A 15,477-nucleotide genomic window follows, 5' to 3' on the forward strand; every position below is an offset into this window, starting at 1 on the left:
CGTGCATCAAGACTTGTTTCATATTGTATGGAAAGGAGTGGTGATTGAGAGTGAAGAAAATTGCAAGTGTACTAATGGCTATCATTTTGTTAATGAGTATAGCTGGGTGCTCATCACCCAAAAAAGAAACAGCAAAGCAGGTAAAGAGTGAGAGTAAAGAGCGCGTTGTTGCAACAACAGTGGCTGTTACTGAAATTATGGATGCGTTAGAAGTAGATTTAGTTGGCGTTCCAACAAGCTCTAAAACTTTACCGAAGCGATATAAAGGTTTACCTGAAGTTGGGAATCCAATGAGTCCAGATATGGAAAAGGTAAAGTCATTAAAGCCTTCAGAAGTGTTATCTGTGACAACACTTGGATATGAATTAAAGCCAGTTTTTGATGGTGTGGGTATGAAAGCAAACTTTTTAGATTTAACGAGTTTGAAAAATATGCAAAGTTCTATTAGCGATTTAGGTAAGAAATATGGGCGTGAAAAACAGGCCGAAGCAGTAGTAACTAAATTAGATAAAAAGGTTGCTAGCATTCAAAAAGAAGTAAAAGGAAAGAAAGAACCGACAGTACTTATTTTATTAGGTGTGCCGGGAAGTTATTTAGTAGCAACAGAGCATTCTTATATTGGAGATTTAGTGAAACAACTAGGTGGTAAAAATATTGTGCAAGGTGAACAAGTAGAATATTTAGCTTCTAATACAGAGTATTTAAAGAAAGCTGATCCAGATATTATTTTACGAGCAGCTCATGGTATGCCTGATGAAGTTGTAAAAATGTTTGATAAAGAATTTAAAACAAATGATATTTGGAAACACTTTGCTGCGGTTAAAAATAACCGTGTTTACGATTTAGAAGAGCGTTTATTTGGAACGACAGGCAATTTAGCAGCAATTGAAGCGTTAGATGAATTGAAAAAAATGATGTATCCGTGATGCATTTTAATATAAAGGAAGAGTAGAATGAATAAAAAAACTTGGAGTTTCCTCATTGTTACTGCATTGCTTATTGTTATGACATCATTGTCAGCGATGAAAGGGAGTTTAGAAGTAGGTATTGTTGAACTTGTACAAGGGATATTTACAGGTGGAAATGAAGATGTTGAAGTCATTAAAGATTTACGTTTCCCGCGTATTATTATTGCGTTGTTCACTGGAGCGGCTCTCGCTGTTTCAGGTGTGATTTTTCAAGCTGTTATGAAAAATCCACTCGCCGATGCTGGGGTAATCGGTATATCTTCAGGAGCAAGTTTTATGACACTCGTTATTATTACGTTGTTTCCGCAATTCTTTTTCTGGACACCCGTATTCGCCTTTTTAGGTGGTGCGCTTGCATGTTATCTCGTTTATTCGTTTTCATGGAAATCAGGATTAAGCCCGCTTCGCATTATTTTAATTGGTATTGCCATTAATGCAATGTTTACTGGATTAAATGAATCATTCGTTACGATTTGTGGGTATTTTATTAAGAGTATTAAGCAAACGACGACTTCTAATATAACAATGAAGACGTGGGGCGATGTAGAAATAATGGTGACTTATGGAACGATTGGTCTTATTCTTGCTCTGTTCGTAGGAGCTTGGTGTAACTTATTATCGCTACAAGATAAGACTGCGAAAAACTTAGGCTTGCACGTGACGAGAGTTCGTCTTATTATTTCTGCCATTGCAGTACTCTTAGCGGCAGTATCAACAGCGATTGCAGGTGTTATTGCTTTTGTAGGATTACTAGTTCCGCATATTTCAAGACAATTAGTCGGTTCAGACCATAAAGTATTAATTCCATTTTCTGCGCTTGCAGGGGCGTTATTAATTTTGACGGCAGATACAATTGGAAGGTTAATTGTGCCACCTAACGAAATTCCAGCAGCAACAATTATGGCGGTTATTGGTGGTCCATTCTTAATATTTTTGCTTAGAAAGAGTGATAAAGTTCATGGAAATTAAAAATGTAACCTTTTCATACGATAACGTAACAAATCGTTTAAAGTCTGTTAGTAGTGAAATAGAAATTGGGAAAATTACAACAATCATTGGACCGAATGGATGTGGGAAATCAACATTACTTAGTGTCATGTCTAGAAACCACGCTCCTAGCAGTGGAGAAGTAATACTTGATGGGAAAGCGATTGGTGAATATAAACCGAAAGAGTTTGCTAGAAAGCTAGCAGTTGTCCATCAACAAAATGAGGCTCCAGCAGATATTACAGTGGAAAAGCTAATAAGCTTCGGGCGTATGCCATATAAAAATATATTCTCTCCGCAAACAGATGAAGATAGAGAAGCGATTGAGCGTGCACTAGTATGTACGAATTTACAAAGTAAGCGTGATAAGCCAATTTATGCTTTATCTGGTGGAGAGAGGCAGCGAGTTTGGATCGCGATGACATTAGCTCAAAATACACCAATGCTCTTCTTAGATGAGCCGACCACATATTTAGATATTTACTATCAGTTAGAAATATTAGAGTTAGTGAAAGAGTTAAATGAAGTGCATGGACTAACGATTGTAATGGTATTACATGATATTAATCAAGCCATTCGTTATAGCGACCATATTATCGTTATGAAAGATGGAGAAATCATTACGAAAGGTATTCCTAATGATGTAATAACAGAAGAAATGGTTAAAGCAATATATGGTGTAGATGTCATTGTAAAGCAGGATGAAGATACCGGATTGTACATGGTACCTATGGGAATCTAAAGGCTGAGCATAATCCGTTTTGAGGTGATAATTTGAATAGTAAGAAAGGACGGAAAAAGAATTCTTTTTTTCAACGCATACTTACAATTGTGTTTTTAGGAATCTTTTTCTATTCAATGTATGAGTTGGGCGGGATTTTCATGGATTATTATGAAAATCGTAAAGTAATGGCTGAGGCACAACATATTTATAAAAGAAGTCCAATGGAAGAAAAATCAGAAAATGGAGAGGTACGTAAACAGTTTCAGGATCTCCAGAAAATTAATCCAGAGATAGTCGGATGGATTACGATGGATGATACACAAATTAATTATCCAATCGTTCAAGCAAAAGATAATGATTACTATTTATTTCGTAATTATAAAGGTGAAGATATGAGAGCGGGAAGCATTTTTATGGACCATCGTAATGATGTGAAATCTCAAAATCGAAATACGATTTTATATGGCCATCGTATGAAAGATGGTTCTATGTTTGGTAGTTTAAAAAAAATGTTGGATGAAGACTTTTTTATGTCTCATCGTAAATTATATTACGATACATTATTTGAAGGATACGACGTTGAAGTTTTTTCAGTATACACGACAACAACGGACTTTTATTACATTGAAACGGATTTTGGAAATGATGCAGCATATGCATCGTTCTTAAAGGAAATTCAAGAAAAATCACTGTACAAAACGGATACGGAATTGACGGCTAATGATGAAATCGTAACACTTTCTACTTGTGATTATGCTCTTGATCCAGAGGCTGGAAGGCTAGTTGTACACGCAAAATTAGTAAAAAGAAATTAAAGAAAAAAGTATAGAATATGAGAAGTGATAGATAACGCTTCTCATATTCTATACTTTAAAAAAGGACTGTTCTTACTGTGCTGCAGCCATTGGCATACGTACAACTTTTACATCATAGTAAGCAATTTTATTATCAAGAATATATTCTGGCATTCCGCCTTGATGTGAGTGAGCATCTTTAAATGCAGCGCTCTTTGTCCAACCTTGGAAATCTTCTTTTGCATTCCAGCGAGTGCTAATTGTTACTTCATCATAATCAACTGTATTTTGTGTTAAAAGAACTTCTAGACCTAAAAAGCCTGGCATCGTTTCAACTTTACCTACTTTATTAAAACGCTCAATTAATTTATGCCCATTTCCCTTTGTAATTTTAGCTGTATTTGTAACAATAATCATGTTTATTCCTCCTATAAATGTAGCTATATTTTCAAGAACTCATATACATCAAATGATAATGAAAATCATTATCATTGTCAATGGTAAATGTGAAATATATAAGTTTTTTTCTATTATTTTGGACAGTGAGATTTTCATTTCAAAACGTAGTAAATATGTGGCGGTTAAGTGCGAGAATGAGCTAGTTGTACTAGCAAAGCAATAATATGGTATAGTGAAACGAGGCTGTTTTTTCAGTCTCGTTTTTCAAATGCTTCCTGTAGAGAAAGCATGCAAATGGAAAGGAAGTTATTATATGCGATTAGAAGTAACTGTAAAAATAAAACCGAAATTTATAAAAGAAATTAAAAGTGGATATCCGCTTATTTTAAAAGATGCGATTCAAAATTTAAATGATGTTCGTGAAGAAGGAACAATCATCAAAGTAGTAGATGAGAAGAACAACTTTGTCGGAAAAGGTTATTATGGAAAGCAAAATAAAGGATACGGCTGGATTTTAACGAGAAAAGAGAGTGAACCAATTAATCAATCTTTCTTTGAAAGTAAAATCAAATCTGCCCTACATAAACGAAAGCAATTTTATAAATCAAGTGATACGACAGCATTCCGTGTGGTGAATGGTGAAGGTGATGGTCTTGGAGGACTAATTATCGATTATTATGATGGCTACTACGTAGTAAGTTGGTATAGTGAAGGGATTTATACTTTCAGAGATGAGATTATAGCAGCTCTTCAAAAAGTAGCAAACTTTAAAGGGATTTATGAGAAGAAGCGTTTTGATACGAAAGGGAAATACATTGAAGGTGATGATTTCGTAGCAGGAGAACGCGGTGAGTTCCCGCTTATCGTAAAAGAGAACGGTGTGAACTTCGCTGTTTATTTAAATGACGGAGCGATGGTTGGTGTCTTTTTAGATCAGCGTAACGTGAGAAAACAAATTCGTGATAAATATGCGAAGGGAAGAACCGTGTTAAATATGTTCTCTTATACAGGTGCTTTTTCTGTATTTGCAGCGCTTGGCGGAGCAAGCAAAACGACGAGTGTCGACCTTGCAAATCGTAGTTTAAGTAAAACGATTGAGCAGTTTAGTGTAAATGAAATTGATTATGAAGCGCAAGATATTATTGTAGAAGATGTATTCCTTTACTTTAAATATGCAGCGAAGAAAAAGATGAAGTTCGATATGGTTGTGTTAGACCCTCCAAGCTTTGCACGCTCGAAAAAATATACATTTAGTGCAGCAAAAGATTATAAAAATTTATTAAAAGAAACAATTGCCATTACCGAAAATAACGGGATTATCGTTGCTTCTACAAATTGTAGTGCATTCGATATGAAAAAGTTTAAAGGCTTTATCGATACAGCCTTTAAAGAAATGAATGGCAAATATAAAATATTAGAAGAACATTCTTTACCAGAAGATTTCCGTACCATTGATCAATTTAAAGAAGGAGACTACTTAAAAGTAGTTTTCATCGAGAAAATTAAAGGTTAATAAAGAAAAGGAGCTCGAGTTTACTTGAGCTCCTTTTCTTATTGAACGATATTTTGTACTCTACCGACTTGTCCGTCCTGCAATCGCACTTTAATGCCATGCGGATGGGAAGGGGAGTTTGTTAAAATATCTTTTACAATTCCACGTGTTAATTTGCCTGTTCGTTGATCTTGTTTTAATACAATATCAACTTCAAGACCGGGCGCGATATTAGAACGTTTTTGTCCGTTCATTTACACACCTGTACGTCTACGTTGGTTGTTTGTTTTCTTTGTTTGTTGGTTTTGTAATTTTTTCGTTTCTTGGCTTTGATTTTTTGCATTTTGACCATTTCCATTTCCTTGCTTTTTCTTAGCAAGTTGTTCGCGCATTAAATCAGCTAAGCTTACTTTTTTGTTTTCTGACATGATAAGTCTCCTTTATATAAAGTTAATTATGAACAATCGTAGTGAATTTCATCATATCATTGTTAAGGAAGGAAGGGAAGTTGGTTTGAAAATTCATATATTTGTTTCAAGTCTGTAGTAGTTACGATACAATTGAGTTGTTAACGTTTGTAAAAAGGGGATAGACATATGTCACATCATATTTTATTAGTTGAAGATGATCTCTCAATTCAAGAGATGGTGGAAAAGTATTTGATAAAAGAGGGCTTTCAAGTAACAATTGCGTCTGATGGAGAAGAAGGCGTGAACACATATTTAAAAGGTTCATTTGATTTGATTATCCTCGACATTATGATGCCGAAGCTAGATGGCTTAGAGGTTGTACGAATCATTCGAGAAAAAAGTGCTGTTCCGATTTTAATGATGTCGGCAAAAGATACAGATGTTGATAAAGCTGTTGGATTAGGACTTGGAGCAGATGATTACATTTGTAAGCCATTTTCTATGATTGAATTAGCTGCACGTGTAAAGGCAGGTATTCGAAGATCTACGAAATATTCGGCTACAGAAACAACAGAAAAGATGATTCAAATTGGTGATTTAACGATTGATCCAATTAATTTTACTGTGGAAAAAAACGGGAAGCCTCTCAAACTTACTTTAAAAGAATTTGAGATTCTAAAATTGTTTGTAAAAAATCAAAATCGTGTATTTACAAAAGCACAAATATATACACTAATTTGGAACGAAGAGTATTACGGTGACGATAACGTTATTAATGTTCATATGAGAAGGTTGCGTGAGAAAATCGAAAGTGATCCATCTAATCCAGAATATATTAAAACGTTATGGGGTATCGGCTATAAGTTGGAAGTGATGTAATATGGTCAATTTGTTAATAAGTATTATTTTTATATTGTTATGTGTCATTTACATACAATATAAAATGAGAAAAAATAGTAGTAAAAATTTACGATACACATATGAAAAGTTAGAAAGTATTGTAAATGACAAAACAGGCGAGACGTTACTCGTTATGACAGATGATCTAGAATTGCAAAAATTATTAGTGGCAATTAATCAATTATTAGATGCAAAACAGAAAACGAATGCAGATCATGCAAAAGTAGAAATTTCGATGAGAAAAATGCTTTCAAATATTTCGCATGACTTGAAAACACCACTAACAGTTATTCTTGGATATACAGAAATGTTAAATAAGGATAAAACGATAAATAAAGAAGAACAACAAATATTACTTGAAAAAGTGCATACGAAAACACTAGAAGTGATGGAGTTAATTCATAAGTTTTTTGACTTGGCAAAATTAGAATCTGGTGACAAAGCAATTGAAATGACAAAAGTAAATATGAATGAAGTTTGTCGTGAGAAGATTTTATCTTTTTATGATTTAGTGACGGCGAAAGGGTTTCAAGTTCATATTGATATACCAGAAAGAAATATATATGCACTTGGAAATGTAGAAGTATTAGGTAGGGTATTGAACAATTTAATATCAAATGCAATTACATATGGAGACGATGGAAAGATACTGGGTATGACGTTAAGAGATGATGAAACGAATGTGTATATAGACGTATGGGATACAGGAAAAGGGATTGATGAATCTCATATTGATAAAGTGTTTGAGCGTATGTACACACTTGAAGATTCGAGAAATAGATTGTACCAAGGAAGCGGTTTAGGGTTAACGATTACGAAAAGACTGGTGGAAGCGATGGATGGAAAAATCCATCTTTCTAGTAAACCGTATGAAAAAACAATTTTTACAATTGTATTAACAAAGATACAGTTTTAGCTTGTAGAGCAGTAGATTCTACAAGCTTTTTTCAGCGTAAGGAATTTGTAAGAAACGGGTAAGAAAAAAGAGATTTCCGTTGTCTATTATAGAAATATAGAGTATTGCGAAAGGGGAAAGTAACATGACATATATATTAAAAACAAATCAGTTAACGAAAGTGTTTAAAGGGAAAGAAGTTATTTCCGGTGTTAACATGCATGTGAAAAAAGGAGAAATTTACGGTTTTTTAGGACCAAACGGTGCTGGTAAAACAACGATTATGAAAATGATTACAAATTTAATAAAACCGACGAGCGGTGAGATTGAAATTTTCGGTGAGAAGTTAACAGATACATCTTATGAAGTATTAAAGAGAATGGGGACGATTATTGAATATCCAATCTTTTATGATAAATTAACGGCGAAAGAAAACTTAGAATTACATTGTGAATATATGGGCTATTACGATAAAAATGAAATTGACCATGCTTTACATTTAGTGAAACTACAAGGGATAGATAATAAAAAAGTAAAAGATTTTTCATTAGGAATGAAACAACGACTCGGTATTGCAAGAGCAATCGTGACAAAGCCAGAATTGCTCATTTTAGATGAACCCATTAACGGTTTAGATCCAATTGGTATTAAAGAGTTACGAGACTTATTTAAAATGCTCTGCAAAGAATATGGCATTACATTATTAGTTTCTAGTCATATTTTAGGTGAGATGGAACTAATGGCGGATACAATTGGTGTGATTCAAAATGGAAAACTAATAAAAGAAGTTTCAATGAAGAGTATTAACGGAAAACAAACAGAGTATATTGAAATCACTGTTCCTGATGTGAAACGTGCAACTTATATTTTAGAAGATAAACTTGGTATAAAAAACTACAAAATAATGAGTGGAAACATGATTCGGGTTTATGATACGTTAGCGTCTCAGCAGGCCATTTCAAAAGCACTTATTATGAACGATGTGGAAATTGAAAGTATTAATAAGAAACATAGTTCCTTAGAAGAATATTTCTTAAATGTAATGGATGGAGAAGGTATTCATGCTTAATGGACTGTGGCTGAACCTGGTAAGTGGATTTATCGTAATGCTAATAAGTGGAATTTTATATTATAGAAAACCAGGGCGGAAATGGTTGTTCAGTGTACTAGTGATAGGAATGTTAAGCTTCGTTACTGCTGGAATTAGAATGTTAGCAGCGTAGAGACAGGTATATAAAGAATGGAGGCGTAATTTATATGTTTAAATTAATGAAGCTCGAATGGAAGAAACATAAATTATCTAGTTACTTTAAAGGGGTAGCAATTTGTATTATAGCAATTTTCGCTGCAGTAAGCCTTATGGCGTGGGGATCTAAGGTAGAGGATGATTTGATGTTCTCTAGCTATATGGAATACATGTCTTTAGCAAATATTCTTATTAGAATTACATTTATTATTTTTGCATCGGTTATTTTATCACGTTTAGTGATCGATGAATACAAGAACAAAACAATACAGCTACTATTTATGTATCCACTGCAAAGGAAAATGCTAATGAGTGCGAAATTAACAATTGTTTTTTGTTTTTGTTTTGTGAGCACGATTATCGCTACTTTCATTATTAGTTTGCTCATATTCTGTATGAATCCAATAATGGGACTACTTGAAACGCCTGTTACGATGGGGGAAATAATAGCTATCGTTCCAGCTACTATTATAAGTGCATTTATGATATCTGGTATTAGTTTAATTCCTTTATTTTTTGGAATGAGAAAGAAATCAACACCGACAACGATTACTTCTGCAGTAATAATTGGGATGATGATGAACAGTAACGTTGGTCCTGGAAATGGTCAAGTAAGTATGTTTGATTTTATAGCTATCCCAATCGTGCTCTGTTTATTAGGAATTTTCATTAGCTATCTATCGTTTCGTAAAATTGACAAGATAGATGTGGCGTGAAGCAAGCTTAAAACAAAAACGAACTGGGGTATGAATAGTGAAAAAAATGATAGTAATTGCAATATTATTCATTACAATTGCTAGTGTAGTTTTTGGTATTAAGGTATTTCAGGGGAAAGATTTTAAGAAAGAAAAGTCTTTTGATATAAATAATATAAAAGCAATAGAAGTAGACAATGAAAATTGGAATCTTGAGTTTAAAAGTACAGACGCTAATAAAATAGTAATTTCTGCTCAAGGTGAACAAGCGGATAAAGAGATAGATCCTGTCAAAATAGAAAATGATGAAAATAAAATTATGGTTAAGCAAAAACAAGAGGCGAACAAATTTTTTAATGGTTTTACGTTTAGGAAGAAGAATAGTATATGTATAGCTATTCCGAAGAAAGAAATAGATAAAATTGTATTAAATAATAAATCAGGTGATGTGAAAATAAGAGATATAGTAGTAAAAAGTATCGTGACGAAAGGCAAATCTGGGGATGGAATGATTGTAGGACTATCAGCCGAGAAAGGTGAATTCATATCGCAAAGTGGAGAGTTAGTTGTAAAAGATAGTTCAGTACAAGAATTAAATATAAAGTCTACGACTGGTGATAACTATATCACAAATGTAAGTAACTCAAATATGAACATCACTTCAACATCTGGGGAAGTATTGCTGAAAGATATGATAGAAGGAAAATCATTATTTATAGAAACAAAATCAGGGGATATTGGCGTACGGTATAAAGGTGTCCCGGCATCATTGAAGCTTATGGCTAAAAGTAATTCGGCTGACGTAATAGTAGATTTAAAAGGACTTAAGAAAGATAAAAGTACAGAAAAAATAAAAGTAGGAACGATTGGTGATGCAAAAAACAAAGTGGAGATTTTAAGTAAGACAGGGGTCATTTATATTGATTAAGTCTTAGGAGGAGGGAGGACTATCATGCTACGTCTTATGAAGCTAGAACTGAGGAAAATTAAACTTGGCTGGTACGTGAAGAGAGCAGTAATTGCAAATCTTGCTATACTGGCATTATTGATTTTTGTTAGCATCGTTTCTCAAATAGAGGGAGATCCAGAAATAAGAGATCCGCAGGCCATTTTGTTAATGGCTAGTTCAATAGTGAGAGCAACATTTATTATTTTTGGTGCTGTACTAATAGCTAAGTTAATAATTGATGAATATAAAAACAAAACAATATTATTGATGTTTTCTTATCCAATTAATCGAAAGAAAATAATGGTTAGTAAGTTGGCTATTACAGCAATATTAACATTCATAACAGTTATTTTATCTAATATTTTTGTAGTGGGAATTTTCATTGGAATAGATAGTTATTTTTCGATTCTTCCTAATTCATTCGCAGTAGATCAATTGATTCAAGAAGGGATAAATCTCGTTCCTTTAGCCATTGCCACTGCGGGAATAAGCTTAATTCCTCTATACTTCGGAATGCGTAAACGTTCAGTGCCAACTACTATTGTTTCGTCTATTATCGTTGTGCTAATCGCAATTAATAACCCACCAATATTTCCTATAGCGACCTTTCTTCCTCTTCAATTCGCATTTGCAGTGATTGGTGTGGCGATTGCTTATTATGGAATTAAAAATATTGAGAGGGAAGATGCAATATAAAGTTTCACATGAAACAAGTTACAGAAAAAGACAAGATGTGTAAACACCTTGTCTTTTTCTGTTGTTACATTTTAGGAGCTTCCATTCCAGCCGTAGCCCATTCTTCTTTTGCGGGACCATATACGCCAGGAACTGTTAAGCCGGCTTGTCGCATTAAAACCGTCATTTGCCCGCGGTGATGATTTTGATGATTAATAAGTGTCATTAAAAATATAGAATTCGGCATAGGACGACCAAAGAAGTCATTAATAGTTGCTAAATCTTTATCAGTCCATTCGCTTTGAAGTGCTTCAACAAAAGCCGCGTTCACTTTACGGTACTCATCTGCAATTTTTTTTGCAGAAGTTGGAACAGGATAATCTTTCGTTTCGCCTTCAAACTTTAGCCCTGTGCCAGATAGTATAACAGGAATTGCCGTCACGATATGCCAAGCAACTCTTCCTAAAGTCCAATGTTCAGGTGCAATTTCTTGTGATAAAGATGCATCGGTTAATGAATCAAGCATTTTCTGAGTAGACTCTGCTTCGTATGTCCATGATTGCAAGAAGCCGTCAATGGTTTGGTACATAGTTATCCCTCCTATTTTTGTTCATAGATTAAATTCGTGAGAGATAATATAATCCCTGTTCCACAAGAAATAATTAATTAAGCATTGCTACAATATGAAAACAATTGGAAAATATTTGTAAAAGTGTCAGGGAACGAATGTGCTCATTCGTATATATAATGAATAAAGAATGGGATAAAGAGTGGTGATAAGGGTGAAGGATATAGAAATAGTAGAAGGTCTTCGAAAACAAGATATGTTAGCATTACATACAGCAATTGATCGATATGGAGATTTAATTTATAAGGTAGTTCATAGTATTTTAGATACGGCACAGAGTAAGGTGTTAACGGTTGTATGTGTTTTTTATGGATCGTTATTATAATGAAGTTGATTTAAAAGTATGTGTATGGAATGAAGTAGCTTATATGAAAACAATATTAGACCGTAAAGGTGGAAGTGAGTTTCTGCATATAAAGTATAAAAATGATAAAGAATACGTATTATTGGGAAATGCTGATGATTACAGAGAGTTATTTCAAATAGTAGGTAGGTTGAAAATAGCGAATGGAATAGAATTGAGATTACAAGATAAGAAATTAAAGAGAAAGTTAACTTTAAAACGAAGTGTGCTCAATATAATCATGTATTCACTTGTTATATATATTATGTACAAAGCCTATATTAATTTTATGCCATAATAGGAAAAGACGGCTTCACATATATGAAGCCGTCTTTTAATTAACTTTCTTCCCACTCTTCCTCATCAACCATAAGAAATAAGGTGCTCCAAGTACAGCGACGACAAGACCAGAAGGAATTTCTTTCGGATATGCAATTGTTCGGCCGAGTAAGTCAGCAATGGAAAGAAGAATTGCTCCAAACAGTGCTGAGCAAACGAATAGTCTTTGATGGTTCATACCAACAACAATTCTTGCTAAGTGAGGTGCGACAAGGCCTAAAAAGGCAATTGTACCGACAGCAGCGATATTTACTGACGCAAGTAGTGTCGCTAGCACAATTAGAGCAAGACGTGTTTTATTTACTGGTTGCCCAAGTCCAGTTGCTAAATCGTCTCCCAGTACGAGAACGTCAAGTTGTTTTATTAAGAAAAAGATAATGAATACAAGAATTAGAGATGGATATAGAATGATATTTTCTAAGTGATTCCACCCTCTTGCATACGTACTGCCAGATAACCATGTTAAAGCAGCGGCAACATTCAAATTGGCTCTAACGATAAAGATTTGAATAATTGCTGAGCCAAGCGCAGAAATACCAATCCCTATTAAAGCGAGAGCTGTTGGACTAAATCCTGATTTCCAAGAGAAGAAGAGGACAATTCCAACTGCAAGTAGTCCGCCAATAAATGCACCAATTGGTAGGAAGAAACCAGGAAGTGCAGGAAAGACATACATAATCGTTAAAGCACCGACACCAGCTCCCGATGAAATACCAATAATAGAAGGATCGGCAAGTGGGTTTCGTAATATACTTTGGAAAACAAGCCCACTTATTGCAAGGCATGCGCCAGCAATAGCAGCAACGAGCATTCTTGGTAAACGAAGATTCATCATCATATTTTTGTCAAATTGTGTTAATTGACCTGATATAACATTAGTAATGCTTTCGATATAAGCGTTACTACCGATTGTAACACCAAGAGCAATCGTCACAATACAAAGTGTGATAGATATAATGATTACCTTTTTATAAGAGTAATAGCGGGAACTAGCTCCAGCTGCATTCGCACCGTTATCATTCATATATTGTTTCGACTTCATCATTCGATACACTAAGTAAATAAGCCAAGGAGATCCAATCATTGCTGTGACTGCCCCAACAGGAAGTTCTGCACCGGTTGGATCTATTAATCTACCGACAACATCTGCTCCAAGCAATAATACTGCCCCCCATAAGAAAGAAGAGAGAAGAAGAGTAAAGTGTTGACGGTATCCGATAAGGCGCATTAAATGAGGTGCAACTAAGCCGACAAAGCCAATTGGTCCAACAACAGTAACAATTACTGCTGTTAAAAAGATTGCAGCAATGAAGGCGATAAGACGTGTTACTGCTGTTTTTTCACCAAGAGAAATAGCAACATCATCACCAAGTAAGAGAATGTTGAGTTTACGAGACATAAATAGTAAAACTAGGAAAGAAATAATGATAAATGGAAAAGCAAATTGAACGCCATCCCAGTTATTTTGAATAAGAGAGCCAGCTCCCCATAAAAATAAACCAGCTGTTTCATTTTCATAGAAAAGCTGCATCGTTCCGGTAAAGGCAGAGAGCATTAATGTAACGACCATACCAGCTAATGCCATTCTAAGTGGGGTTCCCTTTTTTCCACCAGAAATACGGTATACAAATAAAGCAGTAATAGCACCACCGATAAATGTGAACAGAAGAGAATTAATTTGTAAATCTTTCGGTAAGAAAATTGTAGCCGCTACTAGAAAGAAATATGCGCCAGAGTGAATACCCATTGTACTGGATTCAGCAAGTGGATTTTTCGTTAACGTTTGTAAAATAACCCCTGATGCAGCAAGAGCGCCTCCAGCTAAAATGGCAATTACAGCTCTAGGTAATCGAAGCATGATTAAAGTTTGATGTTCTAGCGATTGGTTCGGTGAGATAAGAGCATCAATAATCATACTATAGGAAATGTTTGCTTGACCTTGTCCGATATGAATAAAGAAAAGGAGGAGCAAGAGAGCTGCTCCTCCTCCGAATACAAGACTTGCTCGAAGTGTATGTTGTAAGCTATTCATTGTGTAATCACTTCTTCGCTGTCATTACATCTGCTACTTGTGTTGCTAAAGATGTTGCAGACTCAGGACCACCGAAAATCCAAGTGTCGCCTTTTAATTTATACATTTTGTTTTCTTTTTTGAACTTTAATTCTTCCCAAGCAGGGTTGCCTTTTAGTTGCGTGTCAAAAATGTTATCTTCATCCGCTACAATGTAAATGAAGTTTGAATCTTGTACACTTTGTAATGATTCTACAGTTGTTTGTTTAAAACCATCTGGCTCAGATTTTCCTGCTTCAAAAGTATTTGTTAAACCTAATTTTTTTGTAACTTGTAAAGCTAAAGAATTGTCAGTTAAGATACGGAATGTTGGTACGTTTTTAGCAGTAAATGCTTGTGCCATTGCAATGTTTTTATCTTTTAAGTCTGCTTTCTCAATTTTTGCTTTTGCATCAGCGAATGCTTTATCCATATCAGCTAATACTTTTTTACCTTCTTCTTCTTTTCCAACTGCTTTTGCAATTTGTTTAAATGTTTCTGTCATTTCAGCAAAGTGATCGTTATTGCTTGTTGATGGATCAAACATAACTGTTGGTGCAATTTGCTCTAATTCATTTTTAATTGCTTTACCACGGAATGAAGCTGTAATAATTAAGTCTGGTTTTAAACGGCTAATTTCTTCTAAGTTTGGTTGTTGACGTGTCCCTACATCTACAACATCTTTACTCGGTTTTGTTTTTGTATTTACCCATTTATTATAATTCTTAATGTCTGCCATCCCTACTGGCTGAACACCAAGTGCTAATAAGTCTTCAGAATATACCCACTCAAGTACAACTACTTTTTTTGCTGGTTTATCTAACTTCGTTTCCCCTTCAGCGTGTTTAATTGTTATAGCTTGATTTTTATTGTCCGCTTTTGTTTCTTTTTTCTCCTCTTTTTGCTGTCCGCATCCAACAGCGAATAGAAGAACTACTATGAAAATACTGAGAATTTTCTTCATCTTCTGCCCCCAAATTAAG

At 34.5% G+C, this 15,477-nt stretch carries 19 protein-coding genes and 1 pseudogene; 14 read left to right on the forward strand and 6 right to left on the reverse strand.

Annotated elements, in window-relative coordinates:
* Window positions 1-44: 44 nt before the first annotated feature.
* The 4 genes from isdE to srtB are packed head-to-tail and all read left to right on the forward strand — an operon-like array spanning window position 45 to window position 3,494.
* Window positions 45-926: a heme ABC transporter substrate-binding protein IsdE gene (gene isdE, locus BLT20_RS04485; RefSeq protein WP_002164420.1), complete on the forward strand. Its 882-nt coding sequence runs from the start codon at window positions 45-47 to the stop codon at window positions 924-926.
* A 27-nt stretch (window positions 927-953) separates the two neighbouring features.
* Window positions 954-1,937, forward strand: coding sequence for a FecCD family ABC transporter permease (locus BLT20_RS04490; RefSeq protein ID WP_001036832.1), 984 nt, complete (start codon window positions 954-956; stop codon window positions 1,935-1,937).
* On the forward strand, window positions 1,927-2,697 hold the full coding sequence (locus tag BLT20_RS04495; RefSeq protein ID WP_000403758.1) for an ABC transporter ATP-binding protein: 771 nt from the start codon (window positions 1,927-1,929) through the stop codon (window positions 2,695-2,697). Before BLT20_RS04490 ends, BLT20_RS04495 begins: the two co-directional genes overlap by 11 nt.
* Window positions 2,698-2,729: 32 nt before the next feature.
* Window positions 2,730-3,494 (forward strand): class B sortase, encoded by a 765-nt coding sequence (gene srtB / locus BLT20_RS04500; RefSeq protein WP_001086126.1) that lies wholly within the window; start codon window positions 2,730-2,732, stop codon window positions 3,492-3,494.
* A 72-nt stretch (window positions 3,495-3,566) separates the two neighbouring features.
* Here srtB and isdG read toward each other — a convergent pair whose 3' ends face one another.
* Window positions 3,567-3,890, reverse strand: coding sequence for a heme oxygenase (gene isdG / locus BLT20_RS04505; protein WP_000587818.1), 324 nt, complete (start codon window positions 3,888-3,890; stop codon window positions 3,567-3,569).
* A 295-nt stretch (window positions 3,891-4,185) separates the two neighbouring features.
* Between isdG and BLT20_RS04515 the strand changes: the two genes are divergently transcribed.
* Window positions 4,186-5,385: a class I SAM-dependent rRNA methyltransferase gene (locus tag BLT20_RS04515; RefSeq protein ID WP_001235506.1), complete on the forward strand. Its 1,200-nt coding sequence runs from the start codon at window positions 4,186-4,188 to the stop codon at window positions 5,383-5,385.
* Between the two features lie 38 nt (window positions 5,386-5,423).
* On the opposite strand, the gene BLT20_RS04520 is transcribed toward BLT20_RS04515, so the two are convergent.
* Window positions 5,424-5,618 carry a YwbE family protein gene (locus BLT20_RS04520; protein ID WP_001014310.1) on the reverse strand — a complete coding sequence of 65 codons (195 nt, stop codon included), beginning with the start codon at window positions 5,616-5,618 and terminating at the stop codon, window positions 5,424-5,426.
* Window positions 5,619-5,792 carry a hypothetical protein gene (locus tag BLT20_RS30485; RefSeq protein ID WP_001293578.1) on the reverse strand — a complete coding sequence of 58 codons (174 nt, stop codon included), beginning with the start codon at window positions 5,790-5,792 and terminating at the stop codon, window positions 5,619-5,621.
* A 168-nt stretch (window positions 5,793-5,960) separates the two neighbouring features.
* Between BLT20_RS30485 and BLT20_RS04530 the strand changes: the two genes are divergently transcribed.
* The 7 genes from BLT20_RS04530 (at window position 5,961) to BLT20_RS04560 (ending at window position 11,155) form a co-directional block, all read left to right on the forward strand.
* Window positions 5,961-6,653: a response regulator transcription factor gene (locus BLT20_RS04530; RefSeq protein ID WP_000018056.1), complete on the forward strand. Its 693-nt coding sequence runs from the start codon at window positions 5,961-5,963 to the stop codon at window positions 6,651-6,653.
* Window position 6,654: 1 nt separating this feature from the next.
* Window positions 6,655-7,590: a HAMP domain-containing histidine kinase gene (locus BLT20_RS04535; protein WP_000247686.1), complete on the forward strand. Its 936-nt coding sequence runs from the start codon at window positions 6,655-6,657 to the stop codon at window positions 7,588-7,590.
* Between the two features lie 124 nt (window positions 7,591-7,714).
* Complete coding sequence (locus tag BLT20_RS04540; protein ID WP_000221070.1) at window positions 7,715-8,638, forward strand: ABC transporter ATP-binding protein; 924 nt, start codon at window positions 7,715-7,717, stop codon at window positions 8,636-8,638.
* On the forward strand, window positions 8,631-8,792 hold the full coding sequence (locus BLT20_RS30490; RefSeq protein WP_000931815.1) for a hypothetical protein: 162 nt from the start codon (window positions 8,631-8,633) through the stop codon (window positions 8,790-8,792). The genes BLT20_RS04540 and BLT20_RS30490 overlap by 8 nt, the downstream gene beginning before the upstream one ends.
* Window positions 8,793-8,826: 34 nt before the next feature.
* On the forward strand, window positions 8,827-9,531 hold the full coding sequence (locus BLT20_RS04550; RefSeq protein WP_000475536.1) for an ABC transporter permease: 705 nt from the start codon (window positions 8,827-8,829) through the stop codon (window positions 9,529-9,531).
* A 37-nt stretch (window positions 9,532-9,568) separates the two neighbouring features.
* Window positions 9,569-10,438 (forward strand): DUF4097 family beta strand repeat-containing protein, encoded by an 870-nt coding sequence (locus BLT20_RS04555; RefSeq protein WP_000738280.1) that lies wholly within the window; start codon window positions 9,569-9,571, stop codon window positions 10,436-10,438.
* A 24-nt stretch (window positions 10,439-10,462) separates the two neighbouring features.
* Window positions 10,463-11,155, forward strand: a complete 693-nt coding sequence (locus BLT20_RS04560; protein WP_000945201.1) for an ABC transporter permease — start codon at window positions 10,463-10,465, stop codon at window positions 11,153-11,155.
* Window positions 11,156-11,219: 64 nt separating this feature from the next.
* Here BLT20_RS04560 and BLT20_RS04565 read toward each other — a convergent pair whose 3' ends face one another.
* Window positions 11,220-11,723 (reverse strand): DinB family protein, encoded by a 504-nt coding sequence (locus BLT20_RS04565; RefSeq protein WP_000284951.1) that lies wholly within the window; start codon window positions 11,721-11,723, stop codon window positions 11,220-11,222.
* Between the two features lie 193 nt (window positions 11,724-11,916).
* Between BLT20_RS04565 and BLT20_RS04570 the strand changes: the two genes are divergently transcribed.
* Both BLT20_RS04570 and BLT20_RS04575 read left to right on the forward strand, forming a co-directional pair.
* On the forward strand, window positions 11,917-12,087 hold the full coding sequence (locus BLT20_RS04570) for a hypothetical protein (RefSeq protein WP_002026384.1): 171 nt from the start codon (window positions 11,917-11,919) through the stop codon (window positions 12,085-12,087).
* Window positions 12,053-12,403, forward strand: a pseudogene (locus BLT20_RS04575) (hypothetical protein); the annotation flags it as partial. The gene BLT20_RS04570 and the pseudogene BLT20_RS04575, both read left to right, overlap by 35 nt.
* 36 nt (window positions 12,404-12,439) lie before the next feature.
* On the opposite strand, the gene fhuB reads toward BLT20_RS04575, so the two are convergent.
* Both fhuB and BLT20_RS04585 read right to left on the reverse strand, forming a co-directional pair.
* Window positions 12,440-14,476: a Fe(3+)-hydroxamate ABC transporter permease FhuB gene (fhuB, locus tag BLT20_RS04580; protein WP_001087088.1), complete on the reverse strand. Its 2,037-nt coding sequence runs from the start codon at window positions 14,474-14,476 to the stop codon at window positions 12,440-12,442.
* 7 nt (window positions 14,477-14,483) lie between these two features.
* Window positions 14,484-15,458: an ABC transporter substrate-binding protein gene (locus BLT20_RS04585; protein WP_000722821.1), complete on the reverse strand. Its 975-nt coding sequence runs from the start codon at window positions 15,456-15,458 to the stop codon at window positions 14,484-14,486.
* Window positions 15,459-15,477: the final 19 nt, after the last annotated feature.

The sequence above is a fragment of the Bacillus sp. cl96 genome, from assembly GCF_900100505.1.
Classification (GTDB): domain Bacteria; phylum Bacillota; class Bacilli; order Bacillales; family Bacillaceae_G; genus Bacillus_A; species Bacillus_A cereus.